This is a genomic window from Thioalkalivibrio sp. ARh3, from assembly GCF_000377265.1.
Taxonomy (GTDB): Bacteria; Pseudomonadota; Gammaproteobacteria; order Ectothiorhodospirales; family Ectothiorhodospiraceae; genus Thioalkalivibrio; species Thioalkalivibrio thiocyanoxidans.
Window position 1 is genome coordinate 78,811 of record NZ_KB897950.1, and the last position, 15,074, is coordinate 93,884.

General features: G+C 69.3%; 15 protein-coding genes. 1 reads left to right on the forward strand and 14 read right to left on the reverse strand.

Features of this window, described 5'->3' with window-relative positions:
* Nucleotides 1–14: 14 nt before the first annotated feature.
* The 6 genes from C995_RS0108940 to C995_RS0108965 all read right to left on the reverse strand — a co-directional run bounded on the left by C995_RS0108940 (nt 15) and on the right by C995_RS0108965 (nt 5,494).
* Nucleotides 15–1,238, reverse strand: coding sequence for a DUF418 domain-containing protein (locus C995_RS0108940; protein ID WP_018864610.1), 1,224 nt, complete (start codon nt 1,236–1,238; stop codon nt 15–17).
* A gap of 134 nt (nt 1,239–1,372) precedes the next feature.
* On the reverse strand, nt 1,373–1,951 hold the full coding sequence (locus tag C995_RS0108945; protein WP_018864611.1) for a glycine zipper domain-containing protein: 579 nt from the start codon (nt 1,949–1,951) through the stop codon (nt 1,373–1,375).
* Nucleotides 1,952–2,072: 121 nt separating this feature from the next.
* Nucleotides 2,073–3,254 carry an 8-amino-7-oxononanoate synthase gene (bioF, locus tag C995_RS0108950; protein WP_018864612.1) on the reverse strand — a complete coding sequence of 394 codons (1,182 nt, stop codon included), beginning with the start codon at nt 3,252–3,254 and terminating at the stop codon, nt 2,073–2,075.
* Nucleotides 3,255–3,278: 24 nt separating this feature from the next.
* The gene (locus tag C995_RS0108955) at nt 3,279–4,031 is read right to left on the reverse strand and encodes a class I SAM-dependent methyltransferase (protein ID WP_018864613.1); all 753 of its coding nucleotides are present in this window, start codon (nt 4,029–4,031) and stop codon (nt 3,279–3,281) included.
* Nucleotides 4,032–4,043: 12 nt separating this feature from the next.
* Nucleotides 4,044–5,039, reverse strand: coding sequence for a biotin synthase BioB (gene bioB, locus C995_RS0108960; protein ID WP_018864614.1), 996 nt, complete (start codon nt 5,037–5,039; stop codon nt 4,044–4,046).
* Complete coding sequence (locus C995_RS0108965) at nt 5,036–5,494, reverse strand: hypothetical protein (RefSeq protein ID WP_018864615.1); 459 nt, start codon at nt 5,492–5,494, stop codon at nt 5,036–5,038. Before C995_RS0108965 ends, bioB begins: the two co-directional genes overlap by 4 nt.
* A gap of 36 nt (nt 5,495–5,530) precedes the next feature.
* Here C995_RS0108965 and C995_RS14465 point away from each other — a divergent pair, with 36 nt between their 5' ends.
* Nucleotides 5,531–6,283 (forward strand): ComF family protein, encoded by a 753-nt coding sequence (locus tag C995_RS14465; RefSeq protein WP_255349342.1) that lies wholly within the window; start codon nt 5,531–5,533, stop codon nt 6,281–6,283.
* 5 nt (nt 6,284–6,288) lie between these two features.
* On the opposite strand, the gene ubiA is transcribed toward C995_RS14465, so the two are convergent.
* From ubiA to dprA, 8 genes are all read right to left on the reverse strand, one after another.
* Complete coding sequence (ubiA, locus tag C995_RS0108975; RefSeq protein ID WP_018864617.1) at nt 6,289–7,158, reverse strand: 4-hydroxybenzoate octaprenyltransferase; 870 nt, start codon at nt 7,156–7,158, stop codon at nt 6,289–6,291.
* 144 nt (nt 7,159–7,302) lie between these two features.
* The gene (aroE, locus tag C995_RS0108980) at nt 7,303–8,151 is read right to left on the reverse strand and encodes a shikimate dehydrogenase (protein ID WP_018864618.1); all 849 of its coding nucleotides are present in this window, start codon (nt 8,149–8,151) and stop codon (nt 7,303–7,305) included.
* Nucleotides 8,148–9,164: a porphobilinogen synthase gene (gene hemB / locus C995_RS0108985; RefSeq protein WP_018864619.1), complete on the reverse strand. Its 1,017-nt coding sequence runs from the start codon at nt 9,162–9,164 to the stop codon at nt 8,148–8,150. The genes aroE and hemB overlap by 4 nt, the downstream gene beginning before the upstream one ends.
* A 22-nt stretch (nt 9,165–9,186) precedes the next feature.
* Nucleotides 9,187–10,116 (reverse strand): oxygen-dependent coproporphyrinogen oxidase, encoded by a 930-nt coding sequence (gene hemF / locus C995_RS0108990; RefSeq protein WP_018864620.1) that lies wholly within the window; start codon nt 10,114–10,116, stop codon nt 9,187–9,189.
* Nucleotides 10,117–10,132: 16 nt separating this feature from the next.
* Nucleotides 10,133–10,738, reverse strand: a complete 606-nt coding sequence (locus tag C995_RS0108995) for an L-threonylcarbamoyladenylate synthase (protein ID WP_018864621.1) — start codon at nt 10,736–10,738, stop codon at nt 10,133–10,135.
* Nucleotides 10,725–13,289: a DNA topoisomerase I gene (locus tag C995_RS0109000; protein ID WP_018864622.1), complete on the reverse strand. Its 2,565-nt coding sequence runs from the start codon at nt 13,287–13,289 to the stop codon at nt 10,725–10,727. Before C995_RS0109000 ends, C995_RS0108995 begins: the two co-directional genes overlap by 14 nt.
* A 141-nt stretch (nt 13,290–13,430) precedes the next feature.
* Nucleotides 13,431–13,916, reverse strand: coding sequence for a DUF494 family protein (locus C995_RS0109005; protein ID WP_018864623.1), 486 nt, complete (start codon nt 13,914–13,916; stop codon nt 13,431–13,433).
* Entirely contained in the window at nt 13,913–15,046 is a 1,134-nt protein-coding gene (gene dprA, locus C995_RS0109010; RefSeq protein WP_018864624.1) for a DNA-processing protein DprA, read from the reverse strand. Before dprA ends, C995_RS0109005 begins: the two co-directional genes overlap by 4 nt.
* Between the last annotated feature and the right edge of the window lie 28 nt (nt 15,047–15,074).

Below are 15,074 nucleotides of genomic sequence, written 5' to 3' on the forward strand. Positions count from 1 at the left end.
GAGACTCGGGTGAATTAGTGCGCCAGGCGCCGCCACAGGGTCTCGATCGGGCCCGCGCCGACGTAGCGCTGCCACACCAGGGAGAAGGCGACCTGCACGGCCCAGATCGCCAGCACGATGCCGAGCAGTTCGAGGTGGCCGAATTGCGAGAACAGGCCCAGCCCGATCCCGTAGAAGATCATCGCGGCGAGGATCGACTGGCCGATGTAGTTGGTCAGCGCGAGGCGGCCGACCGCCTCCAGCGCGCGGATGACGCCCGGCAGGATCCGCCGGCGCCCGTCGGGGTGGGCCAGCAGGATCACCAGGGCCACCCAGGCCAGGGCGATCGCGACACTGCCCCACAGATTCGCGATGCGGCCCAGGAACATCGAGTAGCGCAGATCCCATTCCACGGCTGTGTTGAACCACAACCCCGCCAGCACCAGCGGGATGCCGATGCCCAGTCCGGCCAGCACGACGCGCCGGTAGCCGGCCAGTGACCAGCTCCCGTGGAGGAAGCCGAGCCGCATCAGGGCCATGCCGATGAACATCATCGCGAGCATCTGCCACAGGCGCTCGGAGAAGAACATCCACAGTTGCGCGGTCAGGGCGCCGGTCGCCCGCTCGCCGGTCGCCGCCAACCAGTGCAGGGACATCCGATTGAGCTCGTCGCTGACGACATCGGCGCCGGGCTGCCAGTAGCGATCGTTGAGCGTCTGTAGCCAGTGTTCAGGGACGAGGAAGATCAGGACCGCGCTCAGCACGAGCCAGAGCGCGGTCAGTCCTCCGATCAGCGCGACCCCGAGGCCCAGCAGCGTCATCGGCGGGTGGTCGCGAAAATGCATGGCCACCAGCCCGCACACCGCGTACGCCGCGAGGATGTCGCCGGGCCACAGGATCAGCCCGTGGGCCAGCCCGATCAGGAACAACCATCCCATGCGGCGGCGAAAGCGCTGTTCGAAGGTGTCCGACGGCTGACGTGAACCCGAGGCCATCAGTACGATCCCGGCACCGAACAGCAGGGTCAGCATGCTGATGAACTTCTCGTCGGCCAGTACATGGACCACGATCCAGGCGATCCAGTCCGCCAGCGGGAGGGGGCCCAGGGCCATCGGATTCAGGTATTCGCTGGAGATGCGGCCGAACGACTGGATGTTCATCACCAGGATGCCGAGGATCGCGACCCCGCGCAGCACATCCAGAACGATCACGCGTTCCGGTGCGGACGGGGGCGTATTGGCGGGCAGGATCCGGGGCATGGAGTGAGCCATTCCGTGCTGTGCGGCCCTTCGGTAGCCGGACGGAAGACATGGCCGGCCGGGTCAGGGCAGGTTGGCCCTGCAGGATAGGCGATTGTGCCCGGGGCCGTTCAAGGCCCCGGGCCATTTGTCGTTTATCCGCGGATCTCCCAGTGCCCGGGATCGTCCGGGCAGGCCGTTCCGGTGTGGCGCGCGCCGTCGATCATCATCTCGAACTCTCGGCAGCCGCTGTCGCGCACGCGCCCCGGGGTCATGCGCACCGGCTGGCCATGGGCGTTGTCCCAGTACACGGGCTGTCCGGGCTCGGCCAGTTCCAGGGCATGGCCCATGCAGGCCTGATCGGAGCGATCCATCTGGCGCCCGATCATGCCGCCCAGGGCCGCCCCACCGGCCGCGCCGATCAGGACGGCCACCGGATCGCCGTCGCCGACCTGGTGGCCGATGACCGCGCCGGCACCGCCGCCAATCGCTGCGCCGATCGCGTCGCGGTTGCAGCGGCCGTCCATCACGCCGTAGTCGTGTTCCCAGTGGTCGTAACTGTAGCCGTGATAGCCGGCATACCCCGGGTCGTTTTGCGCGCGCCAGCCGTGGGCCGGTGCCCAGGGCGGCGGGGAGGCCAGGGTGTCGGCAGCGAACCCGAACAGCACGACGGCCGCCAGTGCCTTCAGATGAGCGGGTACACCGCGTCGGGAGTGGTTGCGTTTCCGTGCCATGCTCCGTCTCCTGTCGACCGTGTTCGGCTCCAGCCTCGCGCGGGGCCGCTGAACGGTTCTTTAACGGGGAATGGCGGTTTTTGGAAACGTGAAGGGCGTCAATGCCGGGCTGTGCACGGGTTCACGGAGTCGCCTGTTCGAGGGCCTGCTCCAGCGCCTGGAGCAGGGCATCCACCTGGGCATCGGTGTGGGCGGCGGACAGGGTGATGCGCAGCCGTGCCTGGCCGTCGGGGACCGTGGGGGGGCGGATGGCCGGGACCAGGAAGCCGGCGGCCAGCAGCCTCTCGGCCACGGCGCTGGCGCAGCGGGCGTCACCGATGTGGACCGGCTGGATCGGGGTCAACGGGGGCGGGTGTTCCAGGCCGAGGCGGTCCAGGCCCGCCCCCAGGCGCTGCAGCAGGCCCTGCAGGTGTGCACGCCGATCCGTGGCGGCCTCGGCGATGTGCACGGAGGCCAGTGTTGCGGCGGCGAGGGCGGCCGGCATCGCGGTGGTGTAGATGTAGGGGCGCGCGGTCTGGATCAGGGTCTCGATCAGGGCCTCGGAGCCGGCGACGAAGGCCCCGGCGGTGCCGAAGCCCTTGCCCAGCGTGCCCATCAGGATCGGCACCTCGTCCGCGCCGAGGCCGTGGTGCTGGCAGCTGCCGCCGCCGGTCGCGCCCAGCACCGACAGGCCGTGGGCGTCATCCACCATCAGCCAGGCATCGAACTCGCGCGCCAGCGCGGCCAGCTCCGGCAGCGGGGCGATGTCGCCATCCATGGAGAACACCCCGTCGGTCACGATCAGGCGGTGACCGCTATCGGGCGCCTGCTCCAGGCGTTCGCGCAGGTGCCCGGGATCGGCATGGCGATAGCGCTGGCTGCGCGCGCCCGCCAGGCGTACCGCATCGATCAGCGAGGCATGGTTCCAGCGGTCCTCGAATACCGTGTCGTGACGGCCGGCCAGCGTCTGTACCAGCGCCAGGTTGGCCATGTAGCCGGTGGATAACAGCAGCGCGCGCTCGCGCCCGGTGAAGCGCGCCAGCGCCTGTTCCAGCTCCACATGGGCGCGGGTGTGGCCGTTGATCAGATGGGCGGCCCCGGCCCCGACCCCGTAGCGGTCGAGGGCCTCGCGGGCGGCGGCGGTAACGGCCGGATCGGCCGCCAGGCCCAGGTAGTCGTTGGAGCAGAAGGCGACAACCGGCTGGCCGTCGATGACCTGCTCCGGCTGCTGTGGTCCGTTCAGGGTGCGCAGACGGCGCCAGCGTTCGTGCGTGCGCACGCGGTCGAGGCGGGCCTGCAGAAAGGCCTGCAGCGACTTGCTCACGGTGAATGGCTCATGCTGGATCGCTCACGGCCGCAGCCCGGCGCGCAGGAAGATCGGCCAGTGCACGCGGGCGGTGATGTCCGCGTTCGGCCACAGCGCGAGCAGGGCGGGCTCCAGTGCGGCCAGCGGATCCTGCCCGGCGGCCTGCGCGCGGCGGATGGCGGACCAGGTGCCGAGATAGCCGAGCAGGGTGTCGCGGTCCCATGCGCGGTCGATACGAAACTCGGGCGTCTCGATCTCCGGCCAGGGGAACGGCAGGTCGCGGTAGTGGCTGCGGATATGGTTTCGCTCTTCCGGCCACCAGGGCGCCAGGGTGGTGTCGTGGAAGTCGGCCAGCAGGCGGTCCAGCGCCGGGTCCTCGGCGCGCAGGATGCCGTAGCCCCAGATCGCCAGCAGGCCGCCCGGGCGCAGGACGCGTGCGACCTCGTGATGGAATTCGGCGTGGCGAAACCAGTGCGCGGCCTGGGCGACGCAGGCGAGATCCACTGAGGTATCGGCCAGTGCGCAGGCCTCGGCGACGCAGGCCACGCGGTCGATCCCGGTGGCCACCGGCAGGGTGGCCAGCAGGGCCGGGGCGGCATCGGTCGCCACGACGTGCTGGAAGTGAGGCTTCAGGCCCTGCGCGGCCTGACCATTGCCGCTGGCGCAGTCCCAGGCGCGCGCGTGGCGCGGGGTGTGCGCGGCCAGCCAGTCAAACAGCTCGGCGGGGTAGTCCGGGCGGTGGCGGGCATACGCCGTCGCCACTGCCGAGAAATGATCGGGAAAGTCGCCCGCCACCGGCCGGTTGGCTCAGGCCGATGCGGAGGCGGGCCGGTCCGATTCCGCGGGGGCTTCCGGCCCGGTCTCCGGGCGCAGGCCGAGGCGCTCGAACAGCGCGAGGTCGTGGTTCTCGCCGGGGTTCGGGGTGGTCAGCAGGGTGTCGCCGTAGAACAGCGAGTTGGCGCCGGCCAGGAAGCACAGGGCCTGCATCTCGTCGGACATCTCGGTGCGCCCGGCGGACAGGCGCACGTAGGAGGTCGGCATCAGGATGCGGGTCACGGCGATGGTGCGCACGAACTCCAGCGGGTCGAGGTCCTCGATCCCGTGCAGTGGGGTGCCCTCGACCTGGATCAGCTGGTTGATCGGGACCGACTCCGGGTGCTTCGGCAGGTTGGACATCTGCTGCAGCAGGCGCGCGCGGTCGCGGCGCGACTCGCCCATGCCGAGGATGCCGCCGCAGCAGACGTTCATGCCGGCTTCGCGCACGTGCTCCAGGGTCTCCAGACGGTCCTCATAGGTGCGCGTGGAGATGATGTGGCCGTAAAACTCCGGCGAGGTGTCGAGGTTGTGGTTGTAGTAGTCCAGCCCCGCCTCGGACAGGCGTTTCGCCTGCTCGGCCTTCAGCATGCCGAGGGTCATGCAGGTCTCCAGCCCCTCGTCCTTGACCGCGCGCACCATCTCGATCACGCGTTCCAGGTTCTTGTCGGTCGGATTGCGCCAGGCCGCGCCCATGCAGAAGCGGGTCGCGCCCTGGGCGCGGGCGTTGCGCGCGGCCTCGAGCACTTCCTCCAGCGGCAGCAGGCGTTCGCGTTCCAGCTCCACGTCGTGGTGCGCGCTCTGCGGGCAGTAGGCGCAGTCCTCCGGGCAGGCCCCGGTCTTGATCGACAGCAGCGTGCTCACCTGCACCGCGTTCGGGTCGAAGTGCTCGCGGTGCACCGTCTGCGCGCGAAAGATCAGGTCGTTCAGCGGCAGGTCGAGCAGGGCCTCGACCTCGTCGATGTTCCAGTCGTGGCGGGGCGTGCTCATCGGTGATGTTCCTCGTCGAAGTCGTCCGGGATCTCGACGTCCATCCACGGCTCGCGGTAGATGGTGTACAGCGCGTAGATCGTCCAGGGCAGCAGGATCGCCGCGGCGATCGCCCAGTAGGCACGGTAGTAGTCGAGATCCGGCGGGAAGAAGGTGGCGACCACGATCAGCGCGCCCATCAGGGCGTAATAGCGGTAGGCGGCCCACTGGGTGTGGTACCCGACCCGCGGATCCGGGTGGTGCCTGTTCAGGGCATAGACCAGCATGGAGCCACCGAACCACAGCACAAGCGGCACGATGCCCATGATCGCGGCAATGATGAACCCGACCCCGACCTCGTCGCTGCTGACCACGAACAGCGGGATGCCGGCAATGGAGACACTGATCAGGTTGCCGATATCGAACAGTGAGGCGGCGCGCCGGGACTTGCGGCCGGAGACGGTCTTGGTCGCCATGGACTACCCTGAGTGCAAAAGCGGAAGCATACCATCATGGCTCATACCCCTTCAGCCACTCCGCGGCGAACTGGCCGGCGATCGGGAGCGCTGTACGCGCTGGGCGCCTGGGCGGCCCGGGCGCTGTACCCCGATCACTGCGGATTGTGTCTGGCCCCGTTGCCGGCGGGCGGGGCCATCTGTCCCGGCTGCCGCGAGGACCTGGTGCGGGTGGAGGCGCCGTGCCCGGGTTGCGCGGCACCCCTGCCGGCGACAGTGGCCTGCCCCGTCTGTCAGCGGCGCCCTCCGGCAGTAGACGCCCTGCGGGCGCCATGGGCCTATGCCTGGCCACTGGACCGGGTGCTGCTGGCCTACAAACGCAGTGGCCACGCCCGCGCCGAACGTATCCTCGTGGACCTGGCTGCACAGACGGCCCGCGAACGCAGGGATGCTTCGGCGTTGTTACCCACCCGAGTGGTGCCGGTTCCCCTTCACCCCTCGCGTCTGCGCGAGCGCGGGTTCAATCAGTGCGAGCCGCTGGCGCGGTGCGTCGCCGAGGTCCTGGGGGTCCCGCTGGATACCGCATGCGTACGCCGCGTACGGGCTACTCCTTCGCAACAGACGCTGAGCGGCCCGCAGCGCCGCCGGAACCTGCGCGATGCGTTCGCCGTGAATGCGGCGCTGGCGGGTGAACGGGTACTGGTGGTGGATGACGTGGTCACGACCGGGGCGACCCTGGATGCGCTGGCCCGTGCGCTGCTCAAGGCCGGGGCCGCGTCGGTCGAGGGTCTGGCGCTCGCCCGCGCGTAACCGAGTCAGCCCCCCAGATGATGGTCTGCGATCATCGCGAGCATCACCACGGCGCCGAGGTAGTGGTTGTTCTTGAATGCCCGCAGGCAGTCGGCCGGCTCGCGTTCGGCGATCAGGAACTGCTGGTAGAACATCAGCATCGCCACGATCACCAGCCCCGCCGTGTAGTAGCCGCCGAACCCGGCATGCTGGCCAATCAGGTAGAGCCCCAGCCAGACGAGCACCTGGAGTCCCGCGGTAATCAGCCGGTCCATTTCGCCGAACGCGATGGCGGTGGACTTCACCCCGATTTTCAGGTCGTCCTCGCGGTCGATCATGCCGTAGAAGGTGTCATACACCACGGTCCAGGCCAGCACGGTCACGTACAGTAGCCAGGCGAGCGGGGGCGGGTGGTCCCCGGTGACCGCAGTAAAGGCCATAGGCACCGCCCAGGCGAAGGCCGCGCCCAGGTGCACCTGCGGAAAGTGGTGGAAGCGCTTGGCGAAGGGATAGGTGGCGGCCAGCACCACCGCGACCAGGGAATAGAGAATGGTCAGCAGGTTGGTGAACAGCACCAGCACGAAGGCGGTCAGAGCGAGAACCGCGAAGGTCACGAGCGCCTCGTTCGGGGTGATCGTGCCGAGCGCCAGCGGGCGGTCGCGCGTGCGGGCGACATGGACGTCGAAGTCGCGATCCGCGTAGTCGTTGATCGCGCAGCCGGCCGAGCGCATCAGCACGACGCCGGCAGCGAAGATGAAGATCAGCGAACCCGGCGGCCAGCCCTCGGCCGCGACCCACAGCGCCCACAGGGTCGGCCACAGCAGCAGATAGATGCCGACAGGGCGGTCCAGGCGGACCAGTCGGGCCAGTTCCCACAGGCGTGCACGTGCGTCCATGGCGGCCAAGCTTACCAGCCCGGCGCGCCGGATGAAGGCAGGCTGGGTCGGCCGGGCATCTCCGGCCGGATATTGCTGCCGCGGTAAGCAGGACCCGCATCAGCCGATGGGGGTGCCACACGCACTGCGGGAATGCCCGCCGGATCAGGCCGGGTCGGTTTCGTGACGCAGTTGGTGCAATACGGGGGTGGTGTCGGGGTGGACGCCGCGCCAGATCGCGAAGGCCTCGGCGGCCTGCTCGACCAGCATGCCCAGGCCGTCCGCCGTCTGCCGACAGCCGGCATCCCGGGCCCAGTCGAGGAACCGGGCCGCACCCGGGCCGTAGACCAGGTCGTAGGCCAGGCTGTCCGGGTGCACCAGCGTCGCGGGCAGGCTCAGGCCCTCGTCGGACAGACCCGCGGCGGTGGCGTTGACGACCAGGTCGAACGGGCCAGTAGGCAGGGCCTCGAGGCCGCAGGCGGAGAGTTCGGTCTCAATCGCCAGGTCGGCGAAGTCCTCGGCCAGCGCCTCGGCCCGCGCCGCAGTGCGGTTGGCGATCACCAGCTGTGCGGGGTGGCGCTCCAGCAGGGGCTGTAGCAGCCCGCGGGTCGCGCCGCCGGCCCCGAGGATCAGGATGCGCCGGCCGGGCACTTCGCCACCCAGGCGGTCGAGGTCGCGGCAGAAGCCGATGCCGTCGGTGTTGTCGCCGTGGAGCTGGCGCTCCTCGTCGCGCCAGAGGGTGTTCACGGCGCCGGCGCGCCGGGCACGGTCGGTCAGCACCCGGGCCAGGGCGAAGGCCTCTTCCTTGAACGGGACGGTCACGTTCAGGCCGCGGAACCCGGAGGAGAACCACGCCCAGACCTCCTCGGCGAACTGCCCCGGGGTGCCCAGCAGGGCCTCGTAGGTCAGGTGCTGGCCGGTCTGTTCGGCGAACAGGGCATGGATGCGCGGCGACAGCGAATGGCGGATCGGGTTGCCGACCACGCCATAACGATCCGGGCGCGGCTCGCTCATCGGGCCGCGTCCTCCGCCAGCCATTCGGCCACGGTGCGGGCGTAGTAGGTCAGGATGCCGTCGGCCCCCGCGCGCTTCATGCCGGTCAGGGCCTCCAGCACGCAGGCGCGTTCGTCGAGCCAGCCGCGTTCGGCGGCGGCCTTGAGCATCGCGTACTCGCCGGAGACGTGATAGACGAAGGTCGGGCGCTGGAACTCGTCGCGAATCCGGCGGACCACGTCCAGATACGGCATCCCCGGCTTGACCATCACCATGTCCGCGCCCTCGGCCAGGTCGAGCGCGACCTCGTGCAAGGCCTCGTCGCCGTTGGCCGGGTCCATCTGGTAGGTCTCCTTGCCGCCCTTGCCCAGATTGCCGGCCGAGCCCACCGCGTCGCGGAACGGGCCGTAGAAGGCCGAGGCGTACTTGGCGGAGTAGGCGAGGATGCGCGTGTGCACATGCCCGCCGTCCTCCAGTGCGGTGCGGATCGCGCCGATGCGCCCGTCCATCATGTCGGAGGGGGCGACCACGTCGGCCCCGGCCGCGGCATGCGACAGCGCCTGCTTCACCAGGGCCTCGACGGTGATGTCGTTCACCACGTAGCCGTCGTCGTCGATGATGCCGTCCTGGCCGTGGGTGGTGAACGGGTCCAGGGCGACGTCAGTGATTACGCCCAGCTCGGGGTGGGCCTGCTTCAGTGCGCGAACCGCGCGCTGGGCCAGGCCCTCGGGGTTCCAGGCCTCGGCGGCATCCAGGCCCTTCTTCTCGCTCGGGACCACCGGGAACAGGGCCAGCGCCGGGATGCCGAGGCGCACGGCCGCAGCTGCCTCCTCCAGCAGCAGGTCGATGGTGACGCGTTCCACGCCGGGCATCGACGGCACCGCCTCGCGCACCCCCTCGCCCTCGGTGACGAACACCGGCAGGATCAGGTCGTCCGCGCACAGGTGATGCTCGCGCATCAGGCGGCGGGAGAAGGCGTCGCGGCGCATGCGGCGCGGACGGCCGGCGGGATAGGGGGCGATCGGTGCGGTCATGCGGGTCGTCCTTGTTGGTGGGTCAGCCGGCGGACTCGGCCAGCCAGTCGCGCGGCTTCAGATAGCGCTCGTAGAGTTCGGCCTCGGGCGTGCCGGCCTCCGGCTGGTAGTTGTATTCCCAGCGCACCAGCGGCGGCAGCGACATCAGGATCGACTCGGTGCGCCCGCCCGACTGCAGGCCGAACAGGGTACCGCGGTCGTAGACCAGGTTGAACTCGACATAGCGCCCGCGCCGGTAGAGCTGGAACTGGCGCTCGCGCTCGCCGTATTCGGTCGCGTGGCGACGCTCGACGATCGGGCCATAGGCATCCAGATAGGCATTGCCGACGCTCTGCATGTAGCCGAAGGCGTGCTCGAAGCCACCCTCGCTGAAGTCGTCGAAGAACAGCCCGCCGACGCCGCGCGGCTCGTCGCGGTGCTTGAGGTGGAAGTACTCGTCGCACCACTGCTTGTGCGCCGGGTAGAGGTGCTCGCCGAACGGGCGGCAGGCGGCCTCGGCGGTGCGGTGCCAGTGGATGCAGTCCTCGTCGAAACCGTAGTACGGGGTCAGGTCGAAGCCGCCGCCGAACCACCAGATCGGCTCCTCGCCGGGCTTCTCCGCGATGAAGAAGCGCACGTTCGCGTGCGAGGTTGGCACATACGGGTTGTGCGGGTGGATCACCAGCGACACGCCGGTGGCCTGGAACGAGCGCCCGGCCATCTCCGGGCGGTGCGCGGTGGCCGAGGCCGGGAGGTTGTCGCCCATCACATGGGAGAAGTTGACCCCGGCCTGCTCGAACACCGCGCCCTCGCGCAGTACGCGGGTGCGGCCGCCGCCCCCGGCCGGGCGTTCCCAGGCATCCTCCTGGAAGCGAGCCTGGCCGTCCAGGCCCTCGAGGCCCTGGCAGATGCGGTCCTGCAGGCCCTGCAGGTATTCGATCACGCGGTCGATGGAGACGTTGTCCTGGCTCATGCTGCGTCCCGGTTGATCAGTTGTCGGTATTGGTGTCGGGTTCCGGCGCTCCCCGGACCCAGGCCCCGGTGCGGGCATCGCGGATCGCGCTGGGTGCGGTGCGCCCGCCACATTCTGCCTGCAGGATCGCGTCGATGCCTGTCCCGAGCTGCGTGGCCACGCAGTCCCAGCTGCGACAGGGCTTCGCGCCCGCGCGGTTGGCGCTGGTGGAGACCAGGGCGCTGGCGGAGGCCGCGCACAGCGCGCGCGTCTCCGGGTGGGCGGTGACGCGTACCGCGAGGCTGTTGTGTTCGCCGCGCAGCAGCGGCGGGCAGGCATCGGTGACGGGTAGCAGCCAGGTGGTCGGCCCAGGCCAGCTGGCGTCGATCTCGGCCCGGCGTTCGGCCGGTAGCGGCGCCAGCCAGGGCGCAAGGCGATCCAGCCGGTCGGTGACCACGATCAGGCCCTTGGCGGCCGGGCGGCCCTTGACCTCGAGGATGCGATCGATCGCCTGAAGGTCATCCGGGCGGCAGCCAAGGCCGAAGACCGCCTCGGTGGGGTAGGCGATCACGCCGCCGTCGCGCACGCACTGCGCGACGGGCTCGATCTCGGGGGTTAGCAGCGGTTGGCTATTCGGGTCCACGGTCGCCGGAGGGCTGGGCACTCAGGCGGCTGTCGCCGCTGCCGGATTTCGCGCTACCAGACTTGGCGGTCGAAGCCTTCTTGGCCGGGGCCTTCTTCGGCGTGCTCGTCTTCTTTGCGGTGGCCTTTTTCGTGCCCGTCTTGCTGGCGGCCTTCTTGGTGGTGGCTGCCTTTTTCGTGGTCGTCTTCTTTGCGGTCGACGACTTGGAGGCGGTCTTCCCGGAGGACTTGCCGGTCGACTTGGCCGCCCCCTTGCGGCCGCGGCCCTTGCGTTCCGGGGCGGCGGCGATCAGTTCCTGGCACTGCTCCAGCGTCAGGGACTTGGGATCGGTCTCCTTGGGGATCTTGGCGTTCTTCTTGCCGTCGGTCACATACGGTCCGTAGCGGCCGTTGAGGACCTGGATGCCCTCTTCGTCGAAGCTCTTGATGAAGCGTTCGGCGTCCTTCTTCTTCTTCTCGGCGACAATCTCCAGCGCGCGTGGCAGCTCGATGGTCCAGACGTCGTCGTCCGGGCCGAGGGAGGCGTACTTCGAGCCGTACTTCACGTACGGGCCGAAGCGGCCGATGTTGACCATCACCGGTTCGCCCTCGGGCGTCTCGCCGAGGTCACGCGGCAGCTTGAACAGCTCCAGCGCCTCGTCGAGGGTGATCTTGTCCATCTTCTGCCCGGGCAGCAGGCCGGCGAAGCGCGGCTTCTCCTCGTCGTCCTTGGTGCCGATCTGCACGATCGGGCCGAAACGGCCCAGGCGCACGCTGACCGGGCGCCCGCTCTTCGGGTCGGTGCCGAGCTCGCGCGACTGCACGGCCTCGGCGCGGGTGACGTTTTCTTCCTTCTCCTTCACCCGGTCGCGGAAGTCGCCCCAGAAATCCTCCAGCACCGGGACCCAGTCCTTCTCGCCGCGCGAGATCGCGTCCAGCTCGTCCTCGAGCTTTGCGGTGAAGTCGTAGTCCACGTAGCGGTCGAAGTGCTGGGTCAGGAAGCTGTTCACGATCCGGCCGGTATCGGTCGGGATGAAGCGCTTGCCGTCCATCTCCACGTACTCGCGCGACTGCAGCGTGGAGATGATGCTGGCGTAGGTGGACGGACGGCCGATGCCGTATTCCTCCAGGGTCTTCACCAGGCTGGCCTCGGTGTAGCGCGGCGGCGGCTCGGTGAAGTGCTGGTCGGCGGTGACCTCTTCGAGTTTGACCGTGTCGCCCTCGGCCATTTCCGGCAGGCGCTTGTCCTCGTCGTCATCCTGCGCGTCGTCGCGGCCCTCCTGGTAGACCGCGATGAAACCGGGGTCGACCAGGGTGGAGCCGGTGGCGCGGAACTGGTGCCGGCTGTCGCCCGGGACCAGATCGGCGGCGACGGTGTCGAAGGTCGCGTGGATCATCTGGCAGGCAACGGTGCGCTTCCAGATCAGGTCGTACAGGCGTGCCTGGTCGCTGGTCAGGCGAGCCCGGACCTCGTTCGGCAGGCGGCGCACGGAGGTCGGGCGGATGGCCTCGTGGGCCTCCTGCGCGTTCTTCGATTTCGTCTTGTACTGGCGCGGGCTGTCGGGGACGTTGTTGTCGCCGTAACGCTCCTCGATCAGGCCGCGGATCTCGCCAATCGCCTCGCCGGCCAGGGCCACCGAGTCGGTACGCATGTAGGTGATCAGGCCGATCGCGCCGGAGCCCAGATCGATCCCCTCGTACAGCTGCTGCGCGGTGCGCATGGTGCGCGACGCGGTAAAGCCCAGCTTGCGTGAGGCCTCCTGCTGCAGGGTCGAGGTGGTGAACGGCGCGGCCGGGTTGCGGCGGCGCTGCTTCTTCTCGACCTTCGCGACGCGCAGCTCGCCGTTCGCGGCCTCGGTCAGGCGCTTCTGGGCGTCATGTGCGAGTTCGGCGCTGTTCAGGTCGAACTGGTCCAGCTTGTTGCCGTCCAGGTAGGTCAGGCGCGCGGTGAACGGCTGCTCCTGGCGCTCGACCTTCGCATCCAGGGTCCAGTATTCGCGCGGGACGAAGGCCTCGATCTCGTCCTCGCGCTCGCAGATCATACGCAGTGCCGGGCTCTGCACGCGCCCGGCGGACAGGCCGCGCTTGATCTTGCGCCACAGCAGCGGGGAGAGGTTGAAGCCGACCAGATAGTCCAGCGCGCGGCGCGCCTGCTGGGCGTCGATCAGCGGCTGGGCCAGGTCGCGCGGCTCCTCGATCGCCTGCTGGATCGCCTTCTTGGTGATCTCGTGGAACACGACCCGATGCACGCCGCGATCGTCCAGCAGGCCGCGGTCGCGCAGCACCTCGTAGAGATGCCAGGAGATCGCCTCGCCTTCGCGGTCGGGGTCAGTCGCGAGGATCAGGTCGTCGGATTTCTTCAGCGCCTTCGCGATCGCCTCGATCTGCTTTTCGCTGCGTTCGATGATGTCGTACTTCATGCGGAACCCGTTTTCCGGGTCCACCGCGCCCTCCTTGGGCACCAGGTCGCGCACATGGCCATAGGAAGCCATGACCTGGTAGTCCGGGCCGAGGTACTTTTCGATGGTCTTGCCCTTGGCGGGCGACTCTACGATGACGAGGTGCTTGCTCATGTCGCTCGGGACCGTCTCCGTGGCAGCGGGTTCCGTATCGGGGCGATCGCGGTCGCGTGGCAGCGACCGGGTTCACGGGCGCTAAAGACTAGAGGAGGAAATGCCGGTTGGCTACCGCTTCGTTGCCGAAGGACGGGGGATTCAGTGCAGATAATCCACGGCCGAAGGGCCGGCATCGTCGCGCATCACCTCTTCCAGGCGGGAATAGGCGATCGCGTCGTCGGGCTGGTTGAACAGCACCATCAGCACCACCCAGCGCAGCTGGTCGAGATCGATCTCCTCGGCGTCCAGCTCCATCACGCGGTCCAGCACCAGCTCGCGGGTGCCGGCGGTTAGCAGCCCGTTTTGCTCCAGGTGCAGCAGGAAGCCGTGCGCCTCGGTGTCCAGGCGCTTGCGCTCCTCCGGGGCATAGATGCGCTGGGCCGCGCTGTCGCCGCCGCGGCCGGTGAGGGGGGCCTCGCTCATCAGGCGATCCAGCCAGCCCATGGCGCGGTCAATCTCCGGGCGGGCGAAACCGGCCTCCACCAGGTGGCGTTCCAGTTCCGCGCGATCCGGCTCCTCGTCGGATTCCTCGTCCATGGTGTGCTCGAACAGGTACATGAGCACATCCAGCACGCTTTCGTTCATGATTCAGGGGATCCTGCGTCGAGGCGCTGGTAGCGCCCGTGGTCGAGGGCGGCCACACGGCCGTTGAGTTCCAGCAAAACCAGCATGGATGAAAGCCGTTCGATGGTCAATTTGGTGCGATCCCGCAGGGTTTCCAGCGGAATCGGGTCAAAACCCATCGCGTTCAGCACGCGTTCCTGCTCGGGGTCCAGGGGCTCCCGGGCCGGTTCCGGCGATGTGCCGGGCGTCTCCCCGGGGGCGACACCGAGCCAGTCCGCGAGGTCCTCCAGCACTTCGTCGGCCGATTCCACGAGTTGAGCGCCGTCACGGATCAGGCGATGGCAGCCGCGGCTAACCGGGCTCAGGACCGAGCCGGGCACTGCGTAGACCTGCCGGCCCTGTTCCGCCGCCAGGCGGGCGGTGATCAGCGAGCCGCTCTTCAGCGCGGCCTCGACGACGACCGTCCCCAGGGCCATGCCGCTGATCACCCGGTTGCGCTGCGGGAAGTTGCGCGCCAGCGGGCGTGTGCCGGTTGGCCACAGCGAGACGACCAGGCCGTGATCCGCGATGCGGTGGGTGAGGCGGCGATGCTGGGCGGGGTAGATGCGGTCCGGGCCGGTCGCGACGACCGCGATCGTGCGGCCACCGGCGGCGGCCAGGGCTCCCTCGTGCGCGGCCCCGTCGATGCCGCGCGCCAGACCGCTGGTCACGACCACGCCGGCACAGGCAAGCTCGCGCGCGAACTCGCCGGCCAGGCGTTCGCCCTGCGGCGTGCACTCGCGCGCGCCGATGATCGCGATCTGCGGGCGATGCAACAGCGCTGGATCACCGTTGAGATACAGGACGGGCGGCGGATCGGGGAGTTCGGCCAGCAGCGGCGGGTAGTCCGGGTCGTCGCGGCACAGCAGGTGATGTCGCTCGTCCTGCTCCAGCCAGGCCTGGTCGGCATCGGCGCCTGCCGTGCGGGCCGCCGGGTCGATGTCCAGGTCGACGCCGTGGCGCCGCCATTCGCCTGGGGGAGCGGCCAGGGCGGCGCCGGGCCCGCCAAAGGCGCTGACCAGGTGCAGCAGGCGCTGGTGGCCGAGCCCCGGGGTGTTGATCAGTTCCAGCCAGTCGCGGTGATGTCCCGCCCGGTCCCGGTCGTCGGCCATCGGTGGTCCTGATGCCCGTGCGAGCGGA